The organism is Streptomyces sp. NPDC034670 (assembly GCF_055574875.1).
In genome coordinates, this window is record NZ_JBVITR010000004.1 from 220,320 (window position 1) to 244,502 (window position 24,183).

A 24,183-nucleotide genomic window follows, 5' to 3' on the forward strand; every position below is an offset into this window, starting at 1 on the left:
CGACCCGAGGCGGAGATTTTGCCTCACATCAAGGTCTGTTACTCAATCGACACCCAACCGGACTCCTCACGAGCGATCGGCTTGGATGGCGAAGGGGACCGTACACGGTCCGAATGCCGCACTTCAAAGGCGCCTCACCCTGTACTTCCCGTGATCAGAGCACCTGAAAACCGGGATCTTCCCGACCTTTCGACCGAGCATGTGATCACGGAGAGTGGACGGCCGGAAAATCGCCCCTGTGATCGATCACACACGGGGACACCCGGGAGGCGTTCAGAGAATTCCGCGCAAAGCGAACATCCCCGTGTGTCGGGGGCATGATCTCAGAGAGGCAGGGTGAACCGCATCTCGAGCCCGCCCCCCTCGCGCGGCCGGGCCGAGATGTGCCCGCCGTGCGCCCGGGCCACCGACCGGACGATGGACAGTCCGAGTCCCACGCCCTTGTCGCTGCCCGTGCGCTCGGTGCGCAGCCGCCGGAACGGCTCGAAGAGGTTGTCGATCTCGTACGCCGGCACGACCGGACCCGTGTTGGACACCTCCAGGACCGCCTGGCCGTGCCGCACCCGGGTGGTGACCTCGACCCAGCCGCCCTCGGGCACGTTGTAGCGCACGGCGTTCTGCACCAGGTTCAGGGCGACCCGCTCCAGCAGCACGCCGTTGCCCTGGACCACCGCGGGCTCGCCGACGGTGCGGATCTCCACGCCCTTGGCCTCCGCCTCGGCGTGCACCTGGTCGACGGCCTGGGAGGCCACCTCGGCGAGGTCCACGGCCTTGCGCTCGACGATCTGGTTGTCGCTGCGGGCGAGCAGCAGCAGGCCCTCGACGAGCTGTTCGCTGCGCTCGTTGGTGGCCAGCAGGGTCTTGCCGAGCTGCTGGAGCTCCACCGGCGCGTCCGGGTCGGACAGGTGCACCTCCAGGAGCGTGCGGTTGATCGCCAGCGGGGTGCGCAGCTCGTGCGAGGCGTTGCCGACGAAGCGCTGCTGGGCGGTGAACGCCCGCTCGAGGCGCTCCAGCATGTCGTCGAAGGTGTCGGCCAGCTCCTTCAGCTCGTCGTCCGGGCCGTCCAGCTCGATCCGGCGGGACAGGTCCGAGCCCGCCACCGCGCGGGCGGTGCGGGTGATCCGTCCCAGCGGCGACAGCACGCGGCCCGCCATGGCGTAGCCGAAGGCGAAGGCGATGACGGCGAGGCCGAGCAGCGCCAGCAGCGAGCGGCTGAGCAGGTTGTCCAGGGCGGCCTGGCGCTGGCGGTCGATGCAGTCGCTGATCGCGGCGTTGAACTCGGACAGCGACAGGTTGCCGTTGTCCACCACCGGGCAGTCACTGCTGGTGACCCTGAGTTCGGTGAAGTCGACGATCTTGTACAGCGGTTGGCTGCCGGTGCGCAGGGCCTGGGCGGCGAGCAGGTAGATGATCGACAGCAGCAGGATCCCGGCGATCAGGAACATGCCGCCGTACAGCAGCGTGAGGCGTATCCGGATGGTGGGGCGCAGCCACGGGAAGGGCGGCTCCGGCTTCCTCGGGTCCCAGGTGGGCTTGGGGGGTGCGGCGGGGGGTGCGGGGGTGGCGGCCATCGTTCCTCAGATCCGGTAACCGGAGCCGGGGACGGTCACGATGACCGGCGGCTCGCCCAGCTTGCGGCGCAGGGTCATCACGGTCACCCGCACCACGTTGGTGAACGGGTCGGTGTTCTCGTCCCAGGCCTTCTCCAGCAGCTGCTCCGCGGAGACGACCGCGCCCTCGCTGCGCATGAGCACCTCCAGGACGGCGAACTCCTTGGGGGCGAGCTGGACCTCCCTGCCGTCGCGGAAGACCTCGCGGCGGTTGGGGTCGAGCTTGATCCCGGCGCGCTCCAGCACGGGCGGCAGCGGCACGCTCGTGCGCCGCCCGAGGGCACGCACGCGCGCGATGAGCTCGCTGAACGCGAAGGGCTTGGGCAGGTAGTCGTCGGCGCCGATCTCCAGGCCCTCGACACGGTCGCTGACGTCACCGGACGCCGTGAGCATCAGCACGCGGGTGGGCATGCCGAGTTCGACGATCTTGCGGCAGACGTCGTCGCCGTGCACGAGCGGGAGGTCGCGGTCGAGGACGACCACGTCGTAGTCGTTGACGCCGATGCGCTCCAGGGCGGCCGCACCGTCGTACACGACGTCGACGGCCATGGCCTCCCGGCGCAGTCCGGTGGCCACCGCATCGGCGAGCAGCTGCTCGTCCTCGACGACGAGTACGCGCACGTCGCTTGTCCTTCCTCATGTCTGCCGGGCCGCGCCGGAGGGCGCGCGCGGGCAGGGGTGCTGATGGGTGTGTTGACCTCCATCCTGCCTTTTTCGTCCGTAAGTCGGAGGTAAGGCGAATGGAGGACCGGCGGGGGCCCGGTGGCCGGCGGGTCCGCGCCGGGGAACATCCGGGGGAACGGGACGCGAAGACGAGATTTTCTCGCGCGGTGAGGTTTCCGCGGAAGGCAGCTTGGGGAGGACGGGTCTTACATCCCAGGATCACGCTCTGCATGTACCGCACCACCATGCGGTACGCGTCGGACCGCTTCCGCAGGGCGGGTGCGGGTGTGCGGCACCGTCGCCTCCGGCCGTACGGGGCCGGGCCTCCGCTTCAGACGTGATCATCCCTTCCGAACGGCACACCCCCGTGCCACCGACCCACCGACCCAGGACGAGGGGGCGCAGCATGGACGCATTCACCGCAGGACTTCTGCAGCGCATAAAGACGACCGAGTCCGACCTGTCGCGGGCTCGTGACGAGGGCGACGACTTCCTCGTCGAGGTGGAGCAGGGCGAGCTCGACGACCTGCGCCGCCTCGCCGCCGAACACGGCGTGGAGGTCGGCGCGTCCGGCGTCTGACCAGCCCGTGGGAAGCGGGCCCCGGCGGTTCCGGCGCCGGGGCCCGCTCTCCCACGTCCGTCTCCGGGGCCGGCGGGCCCCGGCCGGGGTCTCAGTCGTGCCAGGCCCCGAAGTCCTCCAGGAGCCGCTGGAGGGGCTCGAAGACGCCCGGGGCGGCCGCGACCGCGAGCTCCCGTGACGGGCGCTCCGAGGGGCGTCCACCGGTCAGGGCGCCCGCCTCGCGGGCGATCAGGTCGCCGGCGGCGAGGTCCCAGGGGTGCAGTCCGCGCTCGTAGTAGCCGTCGAGGCGGCCCGCGGCCACGTCGCACAGGTCCACCGCGGCCGAGCCGCCGCGCCGGATGTCCCTCACCAGGGGGATCAACCGCCGCGCGACGTCGGCCTGGTGGGCGCGGACCTCGGTGACGTAGTTGAAGCCGGTCGAGACCAGCGCCTGGTCCAGGGGCGGTGCGGGCCGGCAGGCGAGCCGGCGCTCGCCGTCCCAGGCGCCCGTGGCCCAGGCGCCGCCGCCGCGCACCGCGTGGTAGGCCTCGCCCCGCATCGGGGCCGCGACGGCCCCGACCACCGTCTCGCCGTCCTGCTCGGCGGCGATGGAGACGGCCCAGGTGGGCAGGCCGTACAGGTAGTTGACCGTGCCGTCGAGCGGGTCGATCACCCAGCGGATGCCGCTGGTGCCCTCGGTGGCGGCTCCCTCCTCGCCGAGGAAGCCGTCCTGCGGGCGGCGCTCGGCGATCAGCGTGGTGATCAGCTTCTCGGCCGCGAGGTCCATCTCGGTGACCACGTCGATCGGGCTGGACTTGGTGGCGGCGACCGCCAGGTCGGCCGGCCGGCCGTCCCGCAGCAGCTCGCCCGCGCGCCGGGCCGCCTCACGGGCGAGCCGGAGCAGTTCCGCGTGCAGGGGGTCGGTCACGGGACTCCTCACGCGTAGGGGCTGTCGGCGCCCGCGGCGGCGGGGCGCGGGGTGCGGGCCGGGCAGCAGCCGACCGGGCAGAGGTCGTGGCTCGCGCCGAGGGCGCCCAGGGCGCACGGCGTGACGTCCTGCCCCCGCTCGGTGGCGGCGCGCTCCAGGACCAGGTCGCGGATCGCGGCGGCGAACCGCGGGTCGTCGCCGACGGTCGCCGAGCGGCGCACCGGCAGGCCCAGTTCCTCCGCCTTGGCCCTGGCCTCGGTGTCGAGGTCGTAGATGACCTCCATGTGGTCGGAGACGAAGCCGATGGGGGCCATCACCACGGCCGGGACCCCGGCCGCGTGCCGCTCCTCGAGGTGGTCGCAGATGTCGGGCTCCAGCCAGGGGATGTGCGGGGCGCCGGAGCGGGACTGGTAGACGAGCTGCCAGGGGCGGTCCACACCGGTGCGCTCCCGGACGGCGTCGGCGATCAGCCGGGCCGCGTCCAGGTGCTGCCGGACGTACGCGCCGCCGTCGCCGTGCCCCTCGACCGGACCGGAGGTGTCGGCGTCGGCGGTGGGGATCGAGTGGGTGCAGAAGGCGATGTGCGCCCCGTCCCGGACGTCCTCGGGGAGGTCGTCGAGCGACCGGATCACCCCGTCGATCATGGGCTCCAGGAAACCGGGGTGGTTGAAGTAGTGCCGGAGCTTGTCGACCTTCGGCAGCTCCAGGCCCTCCGCCTCCAGGGTCGCAAGCGCGTCGGCGAGGTTCTCGCGGTACTGGCGGCAGCCGGAGTACGAGGCGTAGGCGCTGGTGGCCAGGACGAGGACGCGGCGGCGGCCGTCCCGCACCATCTCGCGCAGGGTGTCGGTGAGGTAGGGGGCCCAGTTGCGGTTGCCCCAGTAGACCGGCAGGTCCAGGCCGTGGTCGGCGAAGTCCTTGCGCAGCGCGTCCAGCAGGGCGCGGTTCTGGTCGTTGATGGGGCTGACCCCGCCGAACATGAAGTAGTGCTGCCCGACTTCCTTCAGGCGTTCCTTGGGGATGCCGCGTCCGCGCGTGACGTTCTCCAGGAACGGGACCACGTCGTCCGGGCCCTCCGGGCCGCCGAAGGAGAGCAGGAGCAGGGCGTCATAGGGGGTGGCATCGAGCAGGTCAGACATGCCTCGATCCTGCCACCCGGCGCCGACGACCGGGGCACGGCGGGGGTGCCACCCGGCTGTGACGCGGTTTTTCCGGGTGCGTTAGGGTGACCTCACCAGTAAGCTGTACCGGCTGTGGTCACGCCTTACTGAACCTCCGGAGACCCCGTGCCCACCCCTTACCGCGCCCTGTTCGCCGCTCCCGGGAGCAAGGCCTTCTCCGCCGCGGGGTTCCTCGGCCGGATGCCGCTGTCCATGATGGGCATCGGCGTGGTGACCATGATCTCCCAGCTCACGGGGCGCTACGGCCTGGCCGGCGCCCTGGCGGCCACCATCGCGCTGGCCGCCGCCGTGGCCGGCCCGCAGGTCTCCCGCCTGGTGGACCGGTACGGGCAGCGGCGGGTGCTGCGCCCGGCGACGCTGATCTCGCTCACCGCCGCGGCGGGACTGCTGCTGGCCGCGCACTACGACGGGCCGGACTGGATCCTGTTCGCCTGCTGCGCCGGCGTCGGCTGCACACCGAGCGTCGGCGCGATGGTCCGGGCCCGTTGGGCTGCCCTGTACCGGGGCACCCCGCGCCTGCACACCGCGTACTCCTTCGAGTCCGTGGTGGACGAGATCTGCTTCATCTTCGGGCCGATCATCTCCATCGGGCTGTCCACGGCCTGGTTCCCCCAGGCCGGTCCGCTGCTCGCGGCGTGCTTCCTCGCGGTCGGCGTCTTCTGGCTGACCGCGCAGCGCGCCACCGAGCCCGAGCCCCATCCGCGCGAGCGCGGCGGCGGCACCGCGCTGCGCTCCGCCGGCCTGCGGGTCCTGGTCGTGACGTTCGCGGCGACGGGGGCGATCTTCGGGGCCGTCGACGTGGTCACCGTGGCCTTCGCGGAGGAGCAGGGGCACAAGGCCGCGGCCAGTGTGGTGCTCTCCGTGTACGCGCTGGGCTCCTGCACGGCGGGCGCCGTGTTCGGGCTGCTGCGCTTCACGGGGGCGGCGGAGCGCCGGTGGTTGCTGGGCGTGTGCGCGATGGCCGTGAGTATGATCCCCCTCCTACTGGTCGGGAACCTGCCGTTTCTGGCCGTGGCGCTGTTCGTTGCGGGTCTGTCCATCGCTCCCACGATGATCACGACGATGTCCCTCATCGAAGAGCACGTACCACGCGCACAGCTCACCGAGGGCATGACCTGGGTGAGCACCGGGCTCGCCGTCGGTGTCGCGCTCGGTTCCTCCGTGGCCGGCTGGGTGATCGACGCGGCCGGGGCGCGGGCGGGGTACGGGGTCCCGGCGGTGTCCGGGGCCGTCGCGGTCGCGGTCGGTTTCCTCGGGTACCGCCGGCTCGAGCGGCCGGCGCCGGGTCGGGGAGGCTCCGTTGGGCAGCACAGCGAGCGCGAGGAACGGCACGTGGCGTAACTGGGGAGGCAATGTCCGCGTCCGTCCCGTGCGGGAGGTCACGCCCGCCTCGGCCGACGAACTGGCCGCCGCCGTGCGCCGGGCCGCCGAGGACGGCCTGCCGGTGAAGCCGGTGGGCACCGGGCACTCCTTCACCTCCATAGCCGCCACCGACGGCGTGCTGATCCGCCCCGACCTGCTGACCGGCATACGCGACATCGACCGCGCGGCCGGCACCGTCACGGTGGAGGCCGGCACTCCGCTCAGGAGGCTCAACGTGGCCCTCGCGCGCGAGGGCCTGTCGCTGACCAACATGGGCGACATCATGGAGCAGACGGTCTCCGGGGCCACCAGCACCGGCACCCACGGCACCGGCCGCGACTCCGCCTCCCTCGCCGCCCAGATCCGGGGCCTGGAGCTGGTCACCGCCGACGGTTCGGTGCTCACCTGCTCCGCGGAGGAGAACCCGGAGGTCTTCGCCGCCGCCCGCATCGGCCTCGGCGCCCTCGGCGTCGTCACCGCGGTCACCTTCGCGGTGGAGCCGGTCTTCCTGCTCCACGCCCGTGAGGAGCCGATGCCCTTCGACCGGGTCTGCGCCGAGTTCGACCAACTGCACGCCGAGAACGAACACTTCGAGTTCTACTGGTTCCCCCACACCGGCAACACCAACACCAAGCGCAACAACCGCAGCGCGGGACCCGAACGCCCGGTGCCGCGGCTCAGGGGATGGTTCGAGGACGAGTTCCTCTCCAACGGCGTCTTCCAGGTGGTCAACTGGGCCGGCCGCGCCGTGCCCGCGGCCGTTCCGGCCCTCGCGCGGGTCTCCAGCCGGGCGCTGTCCGCGCGGACCTACACCGACATCCCCTACAAGGTGTTCACGTCCCCGCGCCGGGTGCGCTTCGTGGAGATGGAGTACGCCGTCCCGCGCGAGGCCCTGGTGGAGACGCTGCGCGAGCTGAAGGCGATGGTCGACCGCTCTCCCCTGCGGGTCAGCTTCCCCGTCGAGGTGCGCACCGCCCCGGCCGACGACATCCCCCTGTCCACGGCCTCCGGGCGCGACAGCGCGTACATCGCCGTCCACGTGTTCCGGGGCGCCCCCTACCGGGGGTACTTCACCGCGGCCGAACGCATCTTCACCGCGCACGAGGGACGCCCCCATTGGGGGAAGATCCACACGCGGGACGCCGGGTACCTCTCCCGGGTGTATCCGCGCTTCGCCGAGTTCACGGCACTGCGGGACCGTCTTGACCCGGAACGCCGGTTTCGGAACGACCATCTGCGGAGGGTGCTGGGGGCGTAGCGGACGTGCCGGGGTCCGGGCTCGTGACGCCGGGGGCCCCGGTTCCGGTGGCCTCCGGCGCCGGGCCGGGCGTCTCCCCGGGGGAGGCGCCGTCGGTGGGGCCGCCCCCACCGGGGACGCCGGGGGTGCCGGTCGGGACGGGCACCGGTTCGCCCGGGCCGGGATCCTCGGCGGGGCCGGGCGTCCCGGACTCCCCGTCGGAGGGGCCGGAGTCCTGCCCGGTGGAACCGGAGGACCCGGTGAACGCGTCGCCGACCGTGGTGCCCCGCTCACCGCTGAGGCTGCGCCCGGAGGCGAGCTCGAAGGCGGTGATCCCGGCCATCGCGACCGCGAAGACGAGGAACGCCGCGGCCACCGGCCGTTTCCAGCGCCCGGCCCCCGCCCGGCGCTTCGCCCGGTACACCGTGCCCTCGCCGAACTCCCCGGGCGCGGGGGGCGTCCGCCCGGCGGACCGCCCGGTCCTCGCACCGGTCCTCGCGGTGGCTCCCCGCACCTGTTCACCGGTGCGGGTGAAGAAGTGCTGGAAGAGCGTTCCGCCGCAGGTGGCGACGACACTGACGACGCCGGCGCCCAGGATCGTCCCGTAGACGCCGAAGGACGAGGCGAGTTGGGCGCCCAGCACCGTGGCCGCGGCACTGCCCGCGACCTGCGGCACGCTCAGCTCGATCCGCCGCCGTTTCCCCTCCTCCGGGGCGCTCGGCTCCCCCGAGACTTCCGACCTTCCGCGCATTCCTGGACCTTGTTCACCTTTCCCGGACGTGAGCGATCAACCGTACGAGAAAGGGACGCACGAACGAAATCGTAAGTTCCGTTTCTGGCGGTTGCGTGAAATTTCCCACGTTCGGGATCCGGACAGTTGGGCAACGACGGCCAAGTCCGACCCCTTGCCAGAAGTCGGTCGGCGCGCCCATCCACGCACGTGGTCCGAATGGAGTACTGTGACGAGCCCTGGGTCCGGTCTCCCGTCAGGGTGCCCGGGTCCCCGAGGACCGCCGGGAGGGGGCGAGTTGCACAGGGTGATGCGATTGGTCACTCAGCGTTGCGAACAGGTAACCGTGCCATAACGGCGATCCAGGGCCCGCGCCCGACACGCCGGGCAACTCGGCAAGGTTGTGGCAGGCTGCACCCGGGCAGGCCACACTCGACTAGCGGAAGCAGCGACGCACGTGACGTCGGCAGGCACCACCCGGGAGGTCCCCATGCCCGAACTGCGTGTCGTGGCCGTCTCGAATGACGGCACACGGCTGGTGCTGAAGGCTGCGGACAGCACGGAGTACACGCTTCCGATCGACGAACGGCTCCGCGCCGCCGTACGCGGCGACCGTCCCCGCCTCGGCCAGATCGAGATCGAGGTGGAGAGCCACCTCCGCCCCCGCGACATCCAAGCGCGCATAAGAGCCGGCGCGACCGCGGAGGAGGTCGCGCAGATGGCCGGCATCCCCGTGGACCGCGTGCGCCGCTTCGAGGGCCCCGTCCTCGCCGAGCGCGCCTTCATGGCCGAACGCGCCCGCAAGACCCCGGTCCGCCGCCCCGGTGAGAACTCCGGCCCCCCGCTCGGCGAAGCCGTCCAGGAGCGGCTGCTGCTGCGCGGCGCGGAGAAGGACACCGTCCAGTGGGACTCCTGGCGCCGCGACGACGGCACCTGGGAAGTACTGCTCGTCTACCGGGTGGCGGGTGAACCGCACTCGGCGAGCTGGACGTACGACCCGCCCCGGCGGCTCGTCCAGGCCGTCGACGACGAGGCGCGCTCGCTGATCGGCGAGTCCGACGACCTCGCCGCGCCCGAGCCCAGCTTCCCGTTCGTCCCGCGCATCGCCCGGCTGCCCCGCGACCGCCCGCTGGACCGTTCCGGCGACCGCGAGCGGCCCGGCCTGCCCGCGCAGGCGTCCGAGCCCGCCGAGGAGTCCACCGCGGTCGCGGCCTCGGGGGAACGGGACTCGCTGACCAGCCTGCTGGAGGCGGTGCCCAGCTTCCGGGGCGACCTGGTCGTCCCCGAGCGGGTTCCGGAGCCCGACTCCGAGGAGCCGGGCTCCGAGCCCGAGGCGGAGGAGCCGCCGGCTCCCGCGGCCTCGGCCGGCTCGGCCTACGCGGACGTGCTCATGCCCCGTTCGGTCGGCAGCCACCGGGACCGCCTCATCGGCGCCACCGACCGCCAGGCCGAGGCGGACGGCGTCCGGCCGGGCCGCCGGGCGGCGGTGCCGAGCTGGGACGAGATCGTGTTCGGGACGCGGCGCAAGAAACAGGAGTAGCCCGGTCCGCGCGCTGCCGCCGCCCGGGCGGCGGGCGCCGACGGCGGACTCCGGGGCGCTCACCGCGCACCGAGCGCCCCCGGTGTTCCCGTCGTCCGCGGGGTGCCGCCCCGGCCGGCTACTGCGGGTCCGGCCCCACCGCGACCGGCCGCTCCGGGTCCGAGGACCACTCCGACCAGGAACCGACGTACAGCGCCGCCGGAACGCCCGCGATCGCCAGCGCCAGCACCTCGTGGGCCGCGGAGACCCCGGAGCCGCAGTAGACACCGACCGGCACGCCTTCGGACACGCCCAACCCCTCGAAGCGCGCGCGCAGTTCCGCGGCGGGCAGGAAGCGGCCGTCCGGGCCGGTGTTCTCCGTGGTGGGCGCCGAGACCGCGCCGGGGATGTGCCCGCCGACCCGGTCGATCGGCTCCACCTCGCCGCGGTACCGCTCCCCCGCCCGGGCGTCCAGCAGCACCCCGGAGCGCGCCAGCGCCGCCGCGCCGTCGGCGTCGAGCAGCCCGGCCGCCGACGGCACGGGGGTGAAGTCGCCCTCGGCCGGCGCCGGTTCCGTCGTCTCCAGCGGGCCCTGCCAGGACGGCAATCCGCCGTCGAGGACCCGCACGTCCGGGTGACCCGTCCACCGCAGCAGCCACCACGCGCGGGCGGCTCCCCAGCCCGGGCCCCCGTCGTACACGACCACCGGGGTGCCCGACGACACGCCCGCCCGTCGCATCGCGGCGCCGAACTCCGCGAGGTCGGGCAGCGGATGGCGGCCCCGCGCGCCCGGCGCGGACGCCAACTCCCTGTCCAGGTCCACGAAGACGGCACCGGGAAGATGTCCCGCCCGGTACGCGGCCCGTCCGTCGAACGGCGGCCCGCCGGCCACCCCGGCCGTGCCGAGCTGCCAGCGGACGTCGAGCAGGACGGGAGGGTTTCCGGTCGTCAGTTCCCGCGCGAGTTCGGACGCGGAGATGGTGGCGTTCATGGTCCCATCCTCGCGCACGGGGTGGCCGAGTCGCCCGGGTGCGGCTACTCTGCTCGGCCGAGCAGCTCCGATCACGAGGCGTACGGGATCGGGCACGCGCTGTACAACCGATCGACCCCCGTCGGCCAGCGTGCCGAGGAGGACGAAGCACCGCGCGTCAGGCATCCTCCGGGAACGGGCACCGCCACACGGGCGCGTGCGGCGGGAGCACGGACCGCGGCCGGTGCCCGAAACGGCGCGGGAGCGGTCCGCGGAGCGGACGCGGCACGGCCCCCGCCGGGGGCGAGAAGAGCACGGCCACCGCGAGGGCGGCCGGGGAGAGAGTGACGATGACCGACCCACGGGGGGCCGCCCGCCCGAACGGCGGAACGCCGCACGCGCCCGGCACACCCTGCCGGGTGAGCCTGATGACGCGCTCGCTGGACGCGACCGAGGAGTTCTACGGAGCCCTGTTCGGCTGGGAGTTCCGGCCCGGCCCCCGGCAACCCGGCCCCTCCGTGCGCGCCGTGCTCGACGGGCGCGAGGTGGCCGGCATCGGCCTGCTGCCACCGGACCGCCTGCTGCCGGTCGCGTGGACGCCCTACTTCGCCTCGGCCGACGCGGACGCGACGGCCGAGGCGGTGCGGTCCCGCGGCGGCACGGTCGGGGTGGGTCCGCTGGACGTCTCCGACGCCGGACGGCTGGCGATCTGCTCCGACCCCTGCGGCGCCGTCTTCGGCATCTGGCAGGCCGCCGGGCACCTCGGCACCCCGGCCGCCGACGTCCCCGGCGCCCCCGCCTGGAACGAGCTGACGACCTTCGAGTCGGCGACCGTCGCCAAGTTCTACGAGGCGGTGTTCGGCTACGACGAGGAGCCGGTGGTCTCCGCGGACCTCGACTACGTCACCCTGCACCTGGACGGCCGCCCCGTGGCCGGCGTCCGCGGGGTGGGCGGCGCCGTGCTGCGGGACCGGGGACCGCACTGGACGACGTACTTCACCGTGGCCGACGCCGACGACGCGGTGGACCACGTCCTGCACCTGGGCGGCCAGGTCCTCGCACCGGCCCGCGACTCCGGCCGCGGCCGCACCGCCGCGGTGGCGGACCCGCAGGGGGCGCGGTTCGCGCTGATCCAGCGCCCGCGGTGACGCCCTCGCGCAGACGATGGGGCGCGGGCCTCCCGGCCGGGAGTTCCTCCGTCCACACCGCCGGCCACCCTCGCGGGCGCACGGCGGAGGCGGTGGCGGGCACGGCGGAGCGCACGGGCGCGGCGGGGCCGGGGCGGTCCCCGGGAGCGTGGCGACGGCGGTGCGGGAGCGGAATAGCGGTGGGGCCGCCCGGTGTTGCCGCGGGCATGACGACGAACGCGCCGCGGCCCGAGGTGCTGCGCTACACCGCCTTCTCCAGCACCCCCGACGGCGGGAACCCCGCCGGTGTCGTCCTGGACGCCGCCGGCCTGGACGAGGGCGGCATGCTGGCCGTCGCCGCCGGGCTCGGGTACTCGGAGTCCGCGTTCCTGACCGCGCCCCCGGAGGGCCTCGGCGGCCCGGAGGGGCGGGCGTACGGCATCCGTTACTTCAGCCCCAGGGCCGAGGTGCCGTTCTGCGGGCACGCCACCGTCGCGACCGCCGTCGCGCTCGCCGAGCGGATCGGCCCCGGGGAGCTGGTGTTCGCGACGCGGGCCGGCACCGTGCCGGTGGAAGTGACCGAGGAGGGCGGGACGTTCAGGGCCACGCTCACCAGCGTCGAGCCGTACGTCGAGGGCATCGCCGACGCCGACCTCGCGGAGGCGCTCGCCGCGCTCGGCTGGCCGGCCGCCGACCTCGATCCGGCCTTCTCGCCCCGCATCGCGTTCGCCGGCGCCCGCCACCTCGTCCTCGCGGCGGCGACGCGCGCCCGCCTCGCGGACCTCGCGTACGACTTCCCGCGCCTCGAGGCCCTGATGCACCGCCTGGACCTGACCACGGTCCAGTTGGTGTGGCGGGAATCGGCCACCGTCTTCCACGTCCGCGACCCGTTCCCCGTCGGCGGCGTGGTCGAGGACCCGGCGACCGGTGCCGCGGCCGCCGCGTTCGGCGCGTACGCCCGTGCGCTCGGCCTGGTCCCCGAGGAGGCCGTCCTCACCCTGTACCAGGGCGAGGACCTGGGCCGCCCCGGCGAGCTCACGGTGACGCTGCGCGCGGGCGACCCGCGCGTCCGGGTCGGCGGCGCGGGAGCGCGTATCGGCTGAAGCGCCGGCGGCGCGCCGCGGACGGTTTCGGAGTGCCGGTGATCACCGGCCGGGAGGGCGGCCGGTCCCCGGCGGCTCAGGCGGGCACGGACTCCTGGCCGGCGCCGTCGAAGGGCCGACCGACCGGGTCCGGCACCGGCGGGTCCCGCCGGTGCCGGGCGCGCGAGGCCGTGGGCGGCCGGGCCGGCGGCACCGGGCGGCGGCCCGGCGTTCACCCGGATGACCCCGCTGTGCTGGTCGCGTGGGCGGGCCGGTGGTGCGGTGGAGGGGCAAGGGGGGCCGCCCGGGGCACACCAGGCGCCGGGCGATCGTCCCGTTCTCAGGAGGCCCTCGTGACCACCTCTCGCCCGAACGCCCGCCCGTCCCGCGCGACCACGGCCCGTGCGCGCGCGCCGCGCCCGGCCGCCCGGCCGGCCCGTGTGGTGGCCGCCGCACTGGCCACCGGGACGCTGCTCCTCACGGCGGCCTGCTCCGGCGGGGACGACGGCTCGGCGGCCGGGTCGGACACCGGCGCCACCGTCGCCGAGCGGCCCCTCGCCGCGCAGACCACGCAGTCACCGTCCCCCTCTCCCACGTCCTCCCCCACCTCCGACCTCACCGAGGACGGCGCGCGGAACGCGCTGATCACCGAGGCGGACATCGAGGACGACTGGTCCCAGGTGCAGGACCCGCAGTCCTGGCGGGACTCCCTGCTCGTCGGACAGGTGGACGTGGCGGAGTTCCTCGACGGCAGGAGCGACGCCGACGCCTGCCAGCGCCTCGCCGACTCGCTCTACGACGAGACGCTGCTGGGCCGCCCGTCCGGGGCGTCGGCGCTCACCGGCTTCCAGCAGGACGACTCCCGGCTGCTCTACCAGGTCGCCGCCTATCAGGAGAGCGACCTCGACGACTCGATGACGTGGCTGAAGTCGCTGCCCGACACCTGCGACCAGTTCACCCTCACCGGCGGCGACGGCGGCGAGCGCACCGTCCAGGTCATCGAGGCGTCGCTGCCCGAGGAGGGCGACGACCGGCAGGGACTGACCGTGACGGTGGAGGGCACCAGTGGCGGCGACCCCGTGACGCTCACCCTGGACGTCGCCGCGGTCCGGATCGGCACGGACGCGATCACGGTCACCAACGGCGGGCTCGACGGCGCCGACCACGACACCACCCGGGCCGCCGTGGAACAGGGCACCCAGCGGCTCGAGGAGGTCCTGGCCGGCCGGACGCCGCAGCCGACGCCCAGCGGCGTCGAGTGATGACGCCGTGAAATCCTGGACGTTCCGTCGTCGGCCGGCCGAGGACCGCGGCGGCCTGCGACGGCACACGAAGGACCGACCGAGGAGACCGATGATCTTCATCACCGCCAAGTTCCGCATCCGCCCCGAGTACGCCGACCGGTGGCCGGAGATCGCCGCCGACTTCACCGCGGCCACCCGCGAGGAGCCGGGGTGCCTGTGGTTCGACTGGTCGCGCAGTGTCGACGACCCGACGGAGTACGTCCTGGTCGAGGCCTTCCGGGACGACGAGGCGGGGGCGGCCCACGTGCAGTCCGAGCACTTCAGGACCGCGCAGCGGACCCTGCCGCCCCACCTGGCCGAGACGCCCCGGATCGTGAACGCGACGGTCCCGCAGGACGACTGGTCGCTGCTGGGCGAGATGAGCGTCTCCGGGCAGGAGTGACACGCCCTCCGCGAAAGGGCGCGGGGGGGGGGGGGGGGGGGGGGGGGGGGGGGGGGTGTTTTGGGGGCGGGGTGCCCCCCCCCCCCCCACCGCCCCCCCCCCCCCCCCCCCCCCCCCCCCCCCGGCGCACTCTCAGGTCCGCGACCACGGGGCGGTGGTCCGACGCCCGCGTCGCCACCGCCCCGGCGCCGACCACGGTGATGCCGGGCGAGACGGTGACCAGGTCGATGCGCTTGACCGGGTCGGCCGCCGGGTACGTCCCCCCGCCACCGGGGGCGGCGTCCCGCAGACGCCGCCACAGCGGCGCCAGCTCCGGGGCCGCGGGCTCGGCGTTGAAGTCGCCGACCAGGACCTTCGGCCCGCGGTCGGCGGCCAGCACGGCGAGCATGTCCGCCACCTGGGCCGCGCGGACGGACGGGTCGGCCCGGTGGTCCAGGTGCGTGGAGTAGACGTGCACGCGCACGCCCTTCACCTCGACCGTCACCTCGGCGAAGCCGGGCGCCGGGGCCGGCACCGGATCGGGGGTCTGGGTGGAGAGCCGGGTGATCTCGTGGTTCTCCGCCTCGAGCACCGGGTGGCGGCTCAGCACGGCGACGCCGAACCGGCGGCGTTCCCCGCCCGGGGCGACCGGGTCCAGATCGTAGATCGGTGCGAAGAACACGCGCATGCCGAGCTCCGCGGCGAGGGCGCGGGCCTCGTCGACGAAGTCGCTGCGGGCGCCCCAGTGCACGTCGACCTCCTGGAGGCCGATCACGTCGGCCCGCAGGGCGCGCACGGCCTCCGCGGTGCGGTCGAGGTCGAAGACCTGGTCCGCGCCGGCCCCGGCGTGGATGTTGTAGGTCGCCACCCGCAGCGGCACCGCCGGGGTCCGTTCCCCGGGTGAGCCTCCCTCCGCGGCCGCCGCCGGTGCCGCCGTGGCGAGCACGGCGGCGACGAGCGGGGCGGCGGCGCGGCGGCCTCGGGCGGGACGTCGGGAACCGGGTCTCATGCCTTCTCCGGGTCGGGTGGAAACGAGACGGCGACAGCGGCGCGGAGGACCTGACACATCGTCAGGACATGTGTCAATGTCCCTTTTCCACGGAAACGTCACGGACCGGAGCCGGCCCGCCGCCGCCCCGGCACCGGCGCGCCCCTGCATTCTGCTCGGGTGACGGCCCGTTCATTCGTGTTCCGCGCGGGTCGGCCGCGGTGGCGGGCGGCGCGCACGCGCGTGGTCCCGCGGACGGGGAGGCCGCGGGACACCCGCGCGGGGGTGCCGTGCGGGGCCTTCCGCGGAGGTGTTCCGCGCGGCGGGGGGCGTTCCGCGCCTCGGTGCCGTCGTTACGTCGATACGTCGACGCGTCGGCGCATCGGCGCGTCAGACCGACGTCACCGGAAGGACGTCGGGGGACAGCGCGCCCGCACGGGCCGAGGCCCTGGTCATCCGGCGGAGGTGGTGGCGGCGGCACAGGACCTCGTAACCGACCTCCCCCGCCGGGCGGTCGACGTCGCCCACGACCACCTGGGCGCCCTCGACCACCATCTCCCCGCCCACCGTGCGGGCGTTGTGCGTCGCCCGGGCGCCGCACCAGCACAGGGCCTCCACCTGGAGGGTCTCGATCCGGTCGGCCAGCTCGATCAGCCGCTGCGAGCCGGGGAAGAGCCTGGTGCGGAAGTCGGTGGTGATGCCGAAGGCGAAGACGTCGAGCCCGAGGTCGTCCACGACCCGCGCCAACTGGTCTATCTGCTCCGGCGCGAGGAACTGGGCCTCGTCGACGATCACGTGGTCGACCTTGCCGCCCTGGGACAGCCGGTCGACCAGGTACCGGTACATGTCCATGCCCTCGGTGGCCTCGACGGCCTCCGTGACCAGGCCCAGCCGCGAGGACAGCTTGCCCTCCCCCGCCCGGTCGTCCCGCGTGAAGATCACGCCCTGCAGACCTCGCGCCGACCGGTTGTGGCTGATCTGGAGAGCCAGTGTCGACTTCCCGCAGTCCATCGTTCCGGAGAAGAACACCAGCTCGGGCATGGGGAGTCGGGCACCTTTCGGCCTGGGTCGTCGGGGACGGCAAAGCGGGCGGCGGGTCGGGACGGTGGATCGGGCGGGCTTCAGGAGCGTACTTCGAGCAGCGGGACCAGCTGCTCGGCGGGGGTCATCGAGCCGTGGTTGCCGACCATCGCCGACTCGTTCGGCTCCCGCTCGGAGGCGATCAGCAGGACGTCGTCCCGCGCGGCGGCGACCACGTCGCCGATCCGCCGGTACACCCGGGCGTCGACCGACGGCCCGAACCAGCCCGCCTCGATCGCCTCGTCCCGCGAGGCCACCCAGAACTGCTCGCCGAGCACCTCGCGCCAGCAGGTCAGCACGTCGTTCTCGGCGCCGGGCACGGCGTAGACGTGGCGGGCGCGGCCCTCGCCGCCGAGCAGGGCCACCCCGGCGCCGAGCTCCCAGTCCTCGTCGAAGTCGATGCGGTGCTCCTCGTCGAACGGGACGTCGACCATCCCGTGGTCGGCGGTGACGTAGAGCGCGCTGCGCGGCGGGAGCTGCTCGGCCAGGCGCTGGACCAGGCGGTCGACGTACATGAGCTGGCCGCGCCAGGCGTCGGAGTCGACGCCGAAGCGGTGGCCCGCGCCGTCGACCTCGGCGTAGTACGTGTAGACCAGGGAGCGGTCGGCGGCGGCCAGCTGCTCGGCCGCGGTGTCCATGCGCTCCTCGCCGGACAGCCGTCCGAGGAAGGTGCCGCCGCTGAGCGCGACCCGGGTCAGCGGGGTGCTCTCGAAGGCCGGGGAGGTGACCTGGGCGGTGTGCACGCCCGCCCGGTGGGCCAGCTGGAAGACCGTGGGGTACGGCTGCCACGGACCGGGCGGGGCCCAGGGCTGCCAGCGCAGCTGGTTCATCAGCTCGCCGGTGTCCGGGTTGCGCACGGTGTAGCCGGGCAGGCCGTGCGCGCCGGGCGGCAGGCCGGTGCCGACGGAGGCCAGGGAGGTGGCGGTCGTCGCCGGGTAGCCGGCGGTGATCGGGCGTCCGGTGCCGCCGCGCGAGGCGGCCAGCAGGGACGTCATGAAGGGGGCCTCCTCCGGGTGCGCCCTCAGCTGTTCCCAGCCCAGTCCGTCGATCAGGAACACGCAGTTCCGGTCGGCGGGGGCCAGCTCGGGGATCGCGGCGGCCGTCCCGGGGACGCCCGCCCCCGCGGCGAGCGTGGGCAGCAGGTCGGCGAGCGAGCCGGTGCCGTACTCGGGCCGGGGCGCGGAGTCCAGGGGGAGGGGCTGCGGGTGGGGGTCCCAGGCGGCGGGCTGCGTGGACTGCGCCATCAGCGGGTCTGGTCCGCGGTCGCCTCGGAGAGGGCCTGCGCGAAGACGAGCGCCTGACGCACCGTCTCCGGTCCGTCGCCCGCCTCGCTGACGCGCAGGCTCAGGTCGTCCGCCGTCGAGTTGCCGGTGTAGCCGTGGTCGGCCTCGCAGTCGGGGTCGCCGCAGGCGGCCGGTTCGAGGTCGATGCGGGAGACGGCGCCCCAGCCGATGGTGAGCACGACCTCGCGGGGCAGCGTGCCCGGCTTGTACGACTCCGGGTTGGCGACCACGCGGCTGACCACGATCGACGAGATCCGGTCGAGCTTGACCGACTCCGTGGAGGTGGTGGCGTACGGCGTCGGGGAGGTGTTGTCCGCGGCCTGTTCGTCGGTGTGGCTGACGATGAAGCGGTTGCCGGTGAGGACGAGCACGGTGACGTGCCGCCGCACCTCGTTCTGGTCGAACGTCGTCTCCTGGTGGACCAGGTACGACCGCACGGGCTCGCCGCCCACGGCGGCCTCCACCGCCTCGGCCACGAGGGCCGGGTAGTAGCCGCTGCGCTCGATCGCCGCCCGCAGCCCCTGGGTCGTCGTACTGGTCTTGGCCATGAGGCCCATCCTACGGGGGCCCGCCGACTGCGAGGCACCGCTCGGACCGCTCCGCGTGCGCGGGGGCCCCGCCCCGGGCGGCCCCCGGGGTCCCGGCCGCTCCGCGCGCCCTCAGTACGCCGCCGGGAGGGTCCGCGGACCGAGGTCGTCGCGGGCGGGGGGCGGGGCCAGGCGCACGGAGGCGCCGAGGACGCTCACGCCGTGCGGGGCGACGACGACCGGCTCGAGGGTGACCGCCACGACCTCGGGGTGGTCGTGGACCAGCCGCGACACCCGCAGCATCAGCTCCTCCAGCGCGGGGGTGTCGACCGGTGCCGAGCCGCGCCAGCCGAACAGCAGCGGGGCCGTCCGGATCGACCGCACCAGCGAGGTCGCCTCCCGGTCGGTGACCGGGATCAGCCGGTGCGCCATGTCCCCGAGCAGTTGCGAGGCGGCCCCGGCGAGGCCGAAGGAGAGCACGGCTCCGGCGGCGGGGTCGATGACCGCCCGCACGACGGTGTCGACACCGCGCGGTGCCATCCGCTGCACCACGGGGCGCAGCTCCCCCGGCTCGCCGAACAGCTCGGCCAACTCGGCGTACGCCCGGCGCAGCTGCTCCTCGTCCGCGAGGTCCAGGCGGACGCCGCCCAGGTCGGCGCGGTGCCTGAGGTGCGGCGCGGTCGCCTTGAGGGCCACGGGGTAGCCGAGGGTGCGCGCGGCCTCGGCGGCGGCGTCGGGGGTGGGGGCGGGCAGGGCCCGGTGGACGTGGACGCCGTACGTGCCGAGCAGGTCGCAGGTCTCCTCGCTGCCGAGGGCGAGGCCCTGTCCGCGCGCGAGCAGCCCGTCGATGAGGGCGGCGGCGGCCCTCTCGTCGATGTCCTCGTACCCGGGCACCTTGCCGGGGTCGGCGGCCTCCCGCCGCCACTGCGCGTACGCGACGGCCTGGGCGAGGGCGCGGACCGCGCGTTCGGCGGCGGGGTAGGCGGGGATGAGGTGGGTGCCTTCGGGAGGTGCGGCGGGGACGGGCACCCCGCCCGCGGCGGGCGGCATGGGCGGGGCGCCGTCCGCCGGGCCGGGGGCGGGCGGCCCCTCGGACGGCGTGGCCGGCGGTGCCTGCCGCGGGGCGGCCGCGGCCGCCGCGGTCGGCTGCGGTGCCGTGCTCGCGGCGGCCGAGAGGGCCTTCGCGAGGCCGCCGAGTTCCACGTGGACCACCAGGACCGGCTTGGACGGCGTCGCGGCGGCGGCCGAGCGCAGGGCCTCGGCCAGTGCCGCGTCGCCGACCGGGCCCTCCCCCACCGCCGGGATCGCGGTCACGACCACCGCGTCGCAGGTGTCGTCGGCCAGCGCCCGGGAGAGCGCGGCGTGGAAGTCCGCCGCCGAGGCGGCGGTGGTGAGGTCCAGCGGGCGGTGCGGGCGCAGCCCCTCGGCGAGGCAGGCGTCGTAGGTGAGCAGGCCCAGGGACTCGGAGTTGCCGAGGATCGCCACCCGGGGTCCGGCCGGCAGGGGCTGGCGGGCGAGCAGCAGGCCCGCGTCGACCAGCTCGGTGATGGTGTCCACCCGGATCACCCCGGCCTGCCGCAGCAGCGCGGACACCGTCGCGTGCGGCAGCCGGGTCGCCCGTACGGCGTGCCCCCGGGGCCCGGATCCGTGGCGTGCGCCCTGGACCACGACCAGCGGCTTCGCCGCCGCGGTCCGGCGAGCGAGGCGGGTGAACTTGCGGGGGTTGCCGATGGACTCCAGGTACATGAGGACGACGTCGGTGTCGGGGTCCTCGTACCAGTACTGCAGGAGGTCGTTGCCGGAGACGTCGGCCCGGTTGCCGGAGGACACGAAGGTGGACACGCCGGTGACGCCGGTGACGCCCCCGCCGCGCCGGTGCAGGCGCGACAGCAGGGCGACGCCGATGGCGCCGGACTGGGCGAACAGCCCGATCCGGCCGGGGCGGGGCATCTCGGGGGCGAGCGAGGCGTTCAGCCGTACGCCGGGGGAGGTGTTGACGACGCCGAAGGAGTTCGGGCCGATGATCCGCATGCCGTACGTGCGCGCCTGCCGCACCAGGGCGCGCTGGCGCTCCCGGCCCTCGGGACCGGACTCGGCGTACCCGGCGGAGACGACCACGAGCCCCTGCACGCCGTGCTCGCCGCACTCGGCGACCACCTCGGGGACCCGCTCCGCGGGCACCGCGACGACCGCCAGGTCGACGGGCCCGTCGACGTCCCGCACCGAGCGGAAGGCGGGCACCCCGTCGAGTTCCTCCCGCCCGTCCGGGAGGGCGCCGTTCACGGCGTACAGGCGGCCGGTGAACCCGGCGTCCCGGATGTTGTCGAGGATGCTGCGTCCCACGCCGCCGGGGGTGCGGCCGGTGCCGATGACGGCCACCGCCCCGGGGGAGAGCAGCCGCTGCACGGAGCGCGCCTCGGCGCGCTGTTCGCGCGCGTACTGCACGGCCAGGGAGCGGTCGGTGGGTTCGAGGTCGAGCTCCAGGCGGACGACGCCGTCCTCGAAGCTGCGCTTCTGGGTGTACCCGGCGTCGGTGAACACCTTGATCATCTTGGTGTTGGCGGGCAGCACCTCGGCGGCGAACCGGCGGATGCCGCGCTCCCGCGCGACGGCGCCGATGTGTTCGAGCAGGGCGGAGGCGACGCCCCGGCCCTGGTGGGCGTCCTGCACGAGGAAGGCGACCTCGGCCTCGTCGGCCGGCGCGGAGGCGGGTGCCCCGTCGGCGCCGATCCGGTCGTACCGTACGGTGGCGATGAACTCGCCGCCCACGGTGGCGGCGAGTCCCACCCGGTCCACGAAGTCGTGGTGCGTGAAGCGGTGGACGTCCTTGGCGGACAGACGCGGGTAGGGCGCGAAGAAGCGGTAGTACTTCGACTCGTCCGAGACCTGCTCGTAGAAGCTGACCAGGCGCTCGGCGTCATCGACGGTGATGGGGCGGACGCGCGCGGTGCCGCCGTCGCGCAGCACCACGTCGGCTTCCCAGTGGGCGGGGTACTCGTGCCGGTCCGACGAGGTCTGCATGGGCCCCAGAGTACGGCTCGCGTACGGCGACGGCGCGAGGCAGTCTGTGGAGGGCGACGAGCCGGACCGAGGCCGCGGTCCGGAAGCCGCCCGGCAGCGGGAGCGGGTGCCGCTCCGGCCTGCTTCACGTTGTGGGAAACTGGTCTAGACAACCCTGAAGACTGAAGGGCAGCAACACATGGCTGAGCGCCGCGTCAACGTCGGCTGGGCCGAGGGCCTCCACGCCCGTCCCGCCTCCATCTTCGTCCGAGCCGCCACGGCCGCAGGCGTCCCGGTGACGATCGCCAAGGCCGGGGGCACCCCCGTCAACGCGGCCTCCATGCTGGCCGTCCTGGGTCTGGGCGCCCAGGGCGGCGAGGAGATCGTCCTCGCCTCCGACGCGGAGGGCGCGGACGCCGCCCTGGACCGTCTGGCGAAGCTGGTCTCCGAGGGTCTCGAGGAGCTCCCCGAGACCGTGTGACCGCGTGCCCGACAGCGGCGGAGCCGCGTCGTCCGTTCCGGACGGCGCGGCTCCGCCGTTTCCCTTCCCCGGACTTCCCCGGACCGACGGCCTCGTCCCCCGTGCCCGCTTTCCGCGCCCGCTTTCCGGTGAGGACCTCCCGAAAGCGCGACCACGGAAGAACCACGAGGAAAGCCTCGCGAATTCTCCGCGTTTCCGGAATGCGGCAGCGGGACACGTGCCCGCCGGCGCTTTTCCTTTGTATACGGCCCCCGTGTTAAGGGCGCGGTCCCGGCATGTTCACGGCATGTTGCGAGTTCCTCACACGGGCCACGCGGTCCACCCGGTCCGTCCGGGCGACGCCGAGGGCGGGGCGCAGACGGTGCGCACCCCGCGCGCGCTCGGCGTGCAGCGCCGTGACCGTCCGAGCGCGCTCGCCGTCGCCGCGCGCCACGGCGTCCACGATCGCGCCGTGCTCCGCCCAGTGCTCCACCGGGTCGGCGGGCCCCTCCACGGCGTACATCCAGGCGATCTTGTACCGCACCTGGGTCAGCGCCGACGCCAGCGCCGGGCTGCCGCAGGCCCGGACGAGCGTCTCGTGGAACCAGCCGCCCAGGGAGCGCAGGTCGTCGCTGTCGCCCCGGCGGGCGCGCTCCTGCCCCAGACGGACCAGGCCGCGCAACACCTTCACGTGGGCCTCGGTGCGGCGCTGGGCCGCGCGGAGGGCGCCGAGCGGCTCGAGGAGCAGACGCATCTCCAGCAGGTCGGCGGCCTCCTGCCCGGTGGGCTCCGCGACGCACGCGCCCGCGTGCCGCCGGGTCACCACGAACCCCTCGGCCTCCAGCGTGCGCAGGGCCTCCCGGACGGGGACGCGGGAGACGCCGTAACGGCGGGCGAGCACTTCCTCCGTGAGCCGGCTGCCGCGCCCGTGGACACCCGCGACGATGTCGTCCCGGATCGCCGTGCACACCGAGTGCGCGGGAATACGCATGAGCGACCTCCGGATTCATTCCCGTGAAACGCCGACGATCGACGTGCGTTCCGTGACTCTATTGCAATCGGCGGTAATTTCCGACGCCGGGCCGGAATCCATAGGTGTTTTTGGCGCTTTCGGTCAGCCCTTCCCCCCTGCGACGCCGAAAGCCCCGGCTCGGGAGCCGGGGCCGGAGAGCGGGGCGGGCGCCGCGCCGGAGCGGACGCGCGTCAGAGGTTCACGCCGTGCGCGCGGAGGTAGGCGACGGGGTCCAGGTCGGAGCCGTACTCGGCGGTGGTGCGGACCTCGAAGTGCAGATGCGCGCCCGTGACGTTGCCGGTGGCGCCGGACAGGCCGATCCGCTGCCCCGGGGTGACCTGCTGCCCCACCGAGACGCCGACGGACGACAGGTGGGCGTACTGGGTGTAGGTGCCGTCGTGCATCCGGATGACGACCTGGTTGCCGTACGCGCCGCCCCAGCCGGCCTCCACGACGGTGCCCGCGCCGACCGCCTGGACGGGGGTGCCGCTCGCGGCGTGGAAGTCCACGCCCGTGTGGCTGCCGGAGGACCAGACGGCGCCACCGCTCTTGTAGCCGGTCGAGACGTAGGAGCCGGCGATCGGGGAGACGAAGGCGGTGAGGCGCTCGCGCTCGGCCTCCCGCGCGGCGCGTTCCCGCTCCGCCCGGGCCTCCTCGGCCGCCTTCTCGCGCGCGGCCTCCTCGGCCGCCTTCCGCGCGGCGGTCTCGGCGGCCTCCCGGGCGGCCTCGTGCTGGGCGGCCGCCTGGGCGTCGACCTGGTCGGCGACCTGGTCGCCCAGGGTGATGACGGGGGTGAGGCCGGTCTGCGCGGCGACGGGTTCGGCGGCGAGCGCGGGGGCCCCGAGGGAGCCGACGACGCCGGTGGTGGTGAGAGCCGCGACGCCCGCCGCGCGGGCGGTGCCGCGCTCGGTCCTGCGGGGACGGCGGTGCTTCCCGGTGGCGCGGGTGAACGCCATGTACAGGCTGGTCCTTTCCTTCCCTCTCGCCTACCGGGTTAGCTGACGGGTTCGGAGCAGGAAGGTCTCCTACGGACCCCCTCGCGACACGCGCGGGCGTCCGATTCACCCCAGGGACTGCAGAGACTGCGTGCGGGCCCCCGGCTCCCCTGGCTCGCGCCGTACGGGGACTCGGCGATGGCTGTCCGGTGCCGCGGGTGCGGCGCACTGCCCGACGAACAGCCCGGAAGACGCTAAGCGGGCGGGC

Annotated in this window: 21 protein-coding genes, 1 pseudogene and 1 riboswitch; of the genes and pseudogenes, 9 read left to right on the plus strand and 13 right to left on the minus strand. The window is 74.5% G+C overall.

Annotated elements, in window-relative coordinates:
• Positions 1-323: 323 nt before the first annotated feature.
• On the minus strand, positions 324-1,571 hold the full coding sequence (locus ACZ56B_RS04845; RefSeq protein WP_468786290.1) for a sensor histidine kinase: 1,248 nt from the start codon (positions 1,569-1,571) through the stop codon (positions 324-326).
• Positions 1,572-1,577: 6 nt separating this feature from the next.
• Entirely contained in the window at positions 1,578-2,231 is a 654-nt protein-coding gene (locus tag ACZ56B_RS04850; protein ID WP_010353034.1) for a response regulator transcription factor, read from the minus strand.
• 448 nt (positions 2,232-2,679) lie between these two features.
• Here ACZ56B_RS04850 and ACZ56B_RS04855 point away from each other — a divergent pair, with 448 nt between their 5' ends.
• Positions 2,680-2,853: a hypothetical protein gene (locus ACZ56B_RS04855; protein WP_468786292.1), complete on the plus strand. Its 174-nt coding sequence runs from the start codon at positions 2,680-2,682 to the stop codon at positions 2,851-2,853.
• 91 nt (positions 2,854-2,944) lie between these two features.
• Here ACZ56B_RS04855 and ACZ56B_RS04860 read toward each other — a convergent pair whose 3' ends face one another.
• Both ACZ56B_RS04860 and ACZ56B_RS04865 read right to left on the minus strand, forming a co-directional pair.
• Positions 2,945-3,760: an inositol monophosphatase family protein gene (locus ACZ56B_RS04860; protein ID WP_468786294.1), complete on the minus strand. Its 816-nt coding sequence runs from the start codon at positions 3,758-3,760 to the stop codon at positions 2,945-2,947.
• Positions 3,761-3,768: 8 nt separating this feature from the next.
• Complete coding sequence (locus tag ACZ56B_RS04865) at positions 3,769-4,896, minus strand: ferrochelatase (protein ID WP_468786296.1); 1,128 nt, start codon at positions 4,894-4,896, stop codon at positions 3,769-3,771.
• A 147-nt stretch (positions 4,897-5,043) separates the two neighbouring features.
• Here ACZ56B_RS04865 and ACZ56B_RS04870 point away from each other — a divergent pair, with 147 nt between their 5' ends.
• On the plus strand, positions 5,044-6,279 hold the full coding sequence (locus ACZ56B_RS04870) for an MFS transporter (protein WP_468786298.1): 1,236 nt from the start codon (positions 5,044-5,046) through the stop codon (positions 6,277-6,279).
• Positions 6,239-7,558: a D-arabinono-1,4-lactone oxidase gene (locus tag ACZ56B_RS04875; RefSeq protein WP_468786300.1), complete on the plus strand. Its 1,320-nt coding sequence runs from the start codon at positions 6,239-6,241 to the stop codon at positions 7,556-7,558. The genes ACZ56B_RS04870 and ACZ56B_RS04875 overlap by 41 nt, the downstream gene beginning before the upstream one ends.
• On the opposite strand, the gene ACZ56B_RS04880 is transcribed toward ACZ56B_RS04875, so the two are convergent.
• Positions 7,482-8,288 (minus strand): hypothetical protein, encoded by an 807-nt coding sequence (locus tag ACZ56B_RS04880; RefSeq protein ID WP_468786302.1) that lies wholly within the window; start codon positions 8,286-8,288, stop codon positions 7,482-7,484. The two genes, ACZ56B_RS04875 and ACZ56B_RS04880, sit on opposite strands and share 77 nt — an antisense overlap.
• Positions 8,289-8,757: 469 nt before the next feature.
• Between ACZ56B_RS04880 and sepH the strand changes: the two genes are divergently transcribed.
• Positions 8,758-9,807 carry a septation protein SepH gene (gene sepH / locus ACZ56B_RS04885; protein ID WP_468786304.1) on the plus strand — a complete coding sequence of 350 codons (1,050 nt, stop codon included), beginning with the start codon at positions 8,758-8,760 and terminating at the stop codon, positions 9,805-9,807.
• A gap of 118 nt (positions 9,808-9,925) precedes the next feature.
• On the opposite strand, the gene ACZ56B_RS04890 is transcribed toward sepH, so the two are convergent.
• Positions 9,926-10,777, minus strand: a complete 852-nt coding sequence (locus tag ACZ56B_RS04890; protein ID WP_468786306.1) for a sulfurtransferase — start codon at positions 10,775-10,777, stop codon at positions 9,926-9,928.
• A gap of 329 nt (positions 10,778-11,106) precedes the next feature.
• Here ACZ56B_RS04890 and ACZ56B_RS04895 point away from each other — a divergent pair, with 329 nt between their 5' ends.
• From ACZ56B_RS04895 to ACZ56B_RS04910, 4 genes are all read left to right on the plus strand, one after another.
• On the plus strand, positions 11,107-11,904 hold the full coding sequence (locus ACZ56B_RS04895) for a VOC family protein (protein ID WP_468786308.1): 798 nt from the start codon (positions 11,107-11,109) through the stop codon (positions 11,902-11,904).
• A gap of 206 nt (positions 11,905-12,110) precedes the next feature.
• Positions 12,111-12,986, plus strand: a complete 876-nt coding sequence (locus tag ACZ56B_RS04900; protein ID WP_468786310.1) for a PhzF family phenazine biosynthesis protein — start codon at positions 12,111-12,113, stop codon at positions 12,984-12,986.
• 332 nt (positions 12,987-13,318) lie between these two features.
• Complete coding sequence (locus ACZ56B_RS04905) at positions 13,319-14,227, plus strand: hypothetical protein (RefSeq protein ID WP_468786312.1); 909 nt, start codon at positions 13,319-13,321, stop codon at positions 14,225-14,227.
• Between the two features lie 91 nt (positions 14,228-14,318).
• Positions 14,319-14,651: a putative quinol monooxygenase gene (locus ACZ56B_RS04910; RefSeq protein WP_468786314.1), complete on the plus strand. Its 333-nt coding sequence runs from the start codon at positions 14,319-14,321 to the stop codon at positions 14,649-14,651.
• 115 nt (positions 14,652-14,766) lie between these two features.
• On the opposite strand, the pseudogene ACZ56B_RS04915 reads toward ACZ56B_RS04910, so the two are convergent.
• The 5 genes and pseudogenes from ACZ56B_RS04915 to ACZ56B_RS04935 form a co-directional block, all read right to left on the minus strand.
• A pseudogene (locus ACZ56B_RS04915) lies at positions 14,767-15,639 on the minus strand (endonuclease/exonuclease/phosphatase family protein); the annotation flags it as partial.
• Positions 15,640-16,008: 369 nt separating this feature from the next.
• Positions 16,009-16,659 (minus strand): thymidine kinase, encoded by a 651-nt coding sequence (locus tag ACZ56B_RS04920; protein WP_468786316.1) that lies wholly within the window; start codon positions 16,657-16,659, stop codon positions 16,009-16,011.
• An 80-nt stretch (positions 16,660-16,739) separates the two neighbouring features.
• Positions 16,740-17,942, minus strand: coding sequence for an alkaline phosphatase family protein (locus tag ACZ56B_RS04925; protein ID WP_468786318.1), 1,203 nt, complete (start codon positions 17,940-17,942; stop codon positions 16,740-16,742).
• A complete protein-coding gene (locus ACZ56B_RS04930; protein ID WP_468786320.1) occupies positions 17,942-18,538 on the minus strand; it encodes a DUF5998 family protein in 597 nt (198 codons plus the stop codon). Before ACZ56B_RS04930 ends, ACZ56B_RS04925 begins: the two co-directional genes overlap by 1 nt.
• 102 nt (positions 18,539-18,640) lie before the next feature.
• On the minus strand, positions 18,641-21,529 hold the full coding sequence (locus ACZ56B_RS04935) for a bifunctional acetate--CoA ligase family protein/GNAT family N-acetyltransferase (protein WP_468786322.1): 2,889 nt from the start codon (positions 21,527-21,529) through the stop codon (positions 18,641-18,643).
• Positions 21,530-21,707: 178 nt separating this feature from the next.
• Here ACZ56B_RS04935 and ACZ56B_RS04940 point away from each other — a divergent pair, with 178 nt between their 5' ends.
• Complete coding sequence (locus ACZ56B_RS04940) at positions 21,708-21,989, plus strand: HPr family phosphocarrier protein (protein WP_030235221.1); 282 nt, start codon at positions 21,708-21,710, stop codon at positions 21,987-21,989.
• Positions 21,990-22,245: 256 nt separating this feature from the next.
• Here ACZ56B_RS04940 and ACZ56B_RS04945 read toward each other — a convergent pair whose 3' ends face one another.
• Together ACZ56B_RS04945 and ACZ56B_RS04950 are read right to left on the minus strand one after the other, a co-directional pair.
• On the minus strand, positions 22,246-22,959 hold the full coding sequence (locus ACZ56B_RS04945; RefSeq protein ID WP_468786324.1) for a GntR family transcriptional regulator: 714 nt from the start codon (positions 22,957-22,959) through the stop codon (positions 22,246-22,248).
• Positions 22,960-23,171: 212 nt separating this feature from the next.
• On the minus strand, positions 23,172-23,936 hold the full coding sequence (locus tag ACZ56B_RS04950; RefSeq protein ID WP_468786326.1) for a M23 family metallopeptidase: 765 nt from the start codon (positions 23,934-23,936) through the stop codon (positions 23,172-23,174).
• 12 nt (positions 23,937-23,948) lie between these two features.
• Positions 23,949-24,123, minus strand: a riboswitch (cyclic di-AMP (ydaO/yuaA leader).
• Positions 24,124-24,183: the final 60 nt, after the last annotated feature.